This window comes from Lentilactobacillus sp. (assembly GCF_040773105.1).
Taxonomy (GTDB): Bacteria; Bacillota; Bacilli; order Lactobacillales; family Lactobacillaceae; genus Lentilactobacillus; species Lentilactobacillus parabuchneri.
This window is the reverse complement of sequence record NZ_JAXGWW010000242.1, coordinates 1-3,138: the sequence shown is the minus strand read 5'-3', so window position 1 is coordinate 3,138 and position 3,138 is coordinate 1. Positions and strand designations below refer to the sequence as shown.

The following is a 3,138-nucleotide window of genomic DNA, read 5'->3' as shown; positions in this document are numbered from 1 at the left end:
GTTGAGAAAGGTTCTTTTTGGCTTTCCCAGAGCAAAAGATTGCGGATTCTTTGACAACTTGACGAACATTTTTGGTTTCTCTTTTTTCAAAATTCCCAAGCTCTTTGGTAATCTTGTCTAAGCCTTGCGTGATTGCTGTTACCTTCATTCAACTTTCACCAATAAGCTTTCATAGTGATGGACGGTCTGTTTTCCTTGGATGGGAATCACTAAGCGGATTCGATAATAAAAACTGTTTAAGAGAATGAACCGCCCCAGAATTGGAGCGGTAAGTGAATACATTCGGTAATCAATTTGCTCGGTGAGTCCGTACTGGCGCTCAATGAGCTCTTTAGTCACAGTTTCCAGCCTGGCACGATATGAGGTTTGTTTTGTATAGCTGGGAGTTTGGATACCCGTATTCCCTGTAGTGTACGTTACCAAATATTCATCAACCGTTTGGTTTAATAGCGAGCGCATTAAAATATCCTCACCCAGTTATAGAGGAGCCTTGAGAGAAGCGGAGTGGGATCATAAGTAACTGAATAGTTTCCCAATTTCTCGGAACTAACATTTGGATCGTCCCGCCGCTTCAAGTAGGCTTCTTTGACGCACTGAATGCAGGCGTCTTCAATGGTTTTCGGGAGAGTTTGAGCTTCATCGTCTCCAGGGAGCACGTATCCGGCAATATAGGTGACAATGAAGTTCTGTTCTGGGTTATTCGATGAAGGGAAACTTGAGGCTTTCCACCAAACCGTAGTGTCCCAGGTCCACCCGATACTGCGGTAAAGCTCACCAGCGTTAGCGTTATAGATTTCATAGTCAGTGATGGGGCTGGAATCACACAGAACCGATGAGACTGAAATAATCGGGGTATGAGTGAGAAGCAGAATTTTATCCCCAAATCCGGCCACTTTTTCCTGATAGGTCTGTTTGGCAAAGATTCGATGGCAAAAGTCTTCAATTCTTCCGCTCATCCGATCGATGAGGTCGTTTAAGAACGCGTCATCGGTTGAATTGGTGATTTCCAGTTCCTGCTTGATTTGTTCCAGGGTGGTGAGTTTCTTATTGGCCGCTGGGGTGAGGATCGTCACATTGCTCATTTTTTCTTCGCCTTTTTCACCATTCGGTTTATTGGAGCTTGAAAATCAGAAGTTACTGGTTCGGGCTTTAATTCTGGAATCACGGGCTTTGGTTCCGGTACTGGATCGGGTTTTGGTTTGGGAGGGTAAATGGCTACCCCCATTTTGACCAACTTTTCTGCTTTGTCAGGTGGGAATCCAGCCGATTCGCCTTTTTGGTAAGGGCTGTACCCTTTCACAAATTTCACCAGCATGGCACTATACCGGTAATACGTCAGCGCCGCCCAGAATTGCAGTGATTCCGACAACTGCGGTGTCGGCTTCTGCGGCGGAACGAGCCGGGGTAACGACAGCACGGACGTATTTGTCCAAACTGGAGAAATCCACATTAACTTCTGCAACTGCCGATACTGGAACGTTTGAAGCGGCCAAGGTAACACAAGCCAGCGCAATGGTGGCTCCGCTCACGTCCGACCAATCCGATTTGTCAGCGGATTCCTGGATTTTTGCGGTGATTCCCAGTTGCCCATCAATTGAAGGGCCATTGATGCCGTAATGAACGGCAAAAACGCCGCTCAAATATCCAGAACGGTCAATGGCCGCCCCTTCAATGTCGGTATCGGTATCGCCAGGCCCCAAGACAGAGCCGCCGCCGTTGACGATTTTTATATAATGTCCTATATCACGAGAGTTCATTGTTTTTCGCCTCCAATTAAAAAGGCCGATAGGTTTAAACTACCGGCCCTGAGTCAGTCAGTTATGATACGATTGAAGATCCCCAGGTGACCGCTTGAATGACAGCCCCCGAAGTGTTCCGGCGCATGGCAAAGTCATGCCGTGCGATTGCCCTTAATACGGTCTGGTCAAGCGAGAAGGCCGATACGACGTTTGAACCGTCATAATAGGCGGCTTCGCTTGAGATTTCGATCTCGACTCGGCTTGATTCACCGATCGCAGCGTCGGCAAAGTCGACAAAGTAGATTTCCGATTCGTCCTCGCCGTCGCCCAAATTGTCGGGAACCTGAGTGGTCACGCCAAACGGGAATCCAAAGAGCCTGCCTTGGTCCATTTCGCCCTTGAAAGCAAAATTCCCGTTGCTGTCCCGAACGGTCTTTAAATATAGTTCCGAGCCAGGGGACAAAATCCAACCGCAGTTGAGGAATTTGGTTTCATTTTTGCGGAGGTAATAAATTGCTTTAGCGAGATCGATGGTGACATTAGCGAGATTGACGGTTTCGTTGGCATCGAATTTGTTAGCTGTGGCAATCCAGTTTAACAAACCCTTCGGTTTATCGTTGGTTCCATCATCACGAATAAACGCAGCGTCCTCACGCTGTGCCATTGCTCCAACCAGGTCGTTCCGTACCACTTCATCGGCTTTGGGTGAGCTGAAGCGAATGAGGTCATTACTAATCGGGACCAAACACGCCAATTTCTTCCAGGTCAATTTCACCTGTCCAAAGGTGGGTTGGCTCTTCGGAACGTTGGTTCCCTCGCCGATATACTCAGCAGATGCTCCGCCCGTCACTGCCGGCATGCTCATGGTGCCGGTTTCCATGGGGATAATCACGGGGTTCATTCTGCGCACGACTGCCAAGGGGCGTAAATACTCAATGAGCTGGCTGGAGTATTCCTCCGGTACCAAATATCCGCCGGCTTCTCCTTCATCGGTCTGCAACGCTTTGACAATGGCTTCATCCTTCCATGCTTTTTGAGCAAATGCAGCCGCTTTTTGAGGATCGCCTTTCCCAGCCGCAAGAGCTCGGATTAAACGACCCACATTGGGCTTTTCGGCTTTCTGTTCCTGTTGCCTTTGAGCAGCAAGGATTTTCTCAATCCATTTCTGTTGATTGTCACTTTGCTGCTGTAGCACGTCTTTTAATTTTTCACCTAAAACATCATCTATTAATTGTATAAGTTCTTCTTTAGTCACGTTCGTTCACCTCTTAATCGAGTTTTCCAGTCAACTTCCTCAGTTTCTCGTCAATCAATTTGCCGAGGACTCCCTTTACATCGTCTGCATTAATGTTGAGTGGGTCGGGTGGAGTTTTTTCTTCGTGGGCAATTGAATCGAGGT

Annotated in this window: 5 protein-coding genes; all 5 read right to left on the bottom strand. The window is 47.7% G+C overall.

Annotated elements, in window-relative coordinates:
* Positions 1-144 precede the first annotated feature (144 nt).
* The 5 genes from AB3112_RS10115 to AB3112_RS10095 all read right to left on the bottom strand — a co-directional run bounded on the left by AB3112_RS10115 (position 145) and on the right by AB3112_RS10095 (position 2,994).
* On the bottom strand, positions 145-459 hold the full coding sequence (locus AB3112_RS10115; RefSeq protein WP_367334422.1) for a hypothetical protein: 315 nt from the start codon (positions 457-459) through the stop codon (positions 145-147).
* The gene (locus tag AB3112_RS10110) at positions 459-1,082 is read right to left on the bottom strand and encodes a phage head-tail connector protein (protein ID WP_367334421.1); all 624 of its coding nucleotides are present in this window, start codon (positions 1,080-1,082) and stop codon (positions 459-461) included. The genes AB3112_RS10115 and AB3112_RS10110 overlap by 1 nt, the downstream gene beginning before the upstream one ends.
* On the bottom strand, positions 1,079-1,309 hold the full coding sequence (locus tag AB3112_RS10105; RefSeq protein ID WP_367334420.1) for a hypothetical protein: 231 nt from the start codon (positions 1,307-1,309) through the stop codon (positions 1,079-1,081). The genes AB3112_RS10110 and AB3112_RS10105 overlap by 4 nt, the downstream gene beginning before the upstream one ends.
* Before the next feature lie 10 nt (positions 1,310-1,319).
* On the bottom strand, positions 1,320-1,757 hold the full coding sequence (locus tag AB3112_RS10100) for a hypothetical protein (protein WP_367334419.1): 438 nt from the start codon (positions 1,755-1,757) through the stop codon (positions 1,320-1,322).
* A 61-nt stretch (positions 1,758-1,818) separates the two neighbouring features.
* Complete coding sequence (locus AB3112_RS10095; protein ID WP_367334418.1) at positions 1,819-2,994, bottom strand: phage major capsid protein; 1,176 nt, start codon at positions 2,992-2,994, stop codon at positions 1,819-1,821.
* Positions 2,995-3,138 lie beyond the last annotated feature (144 nt).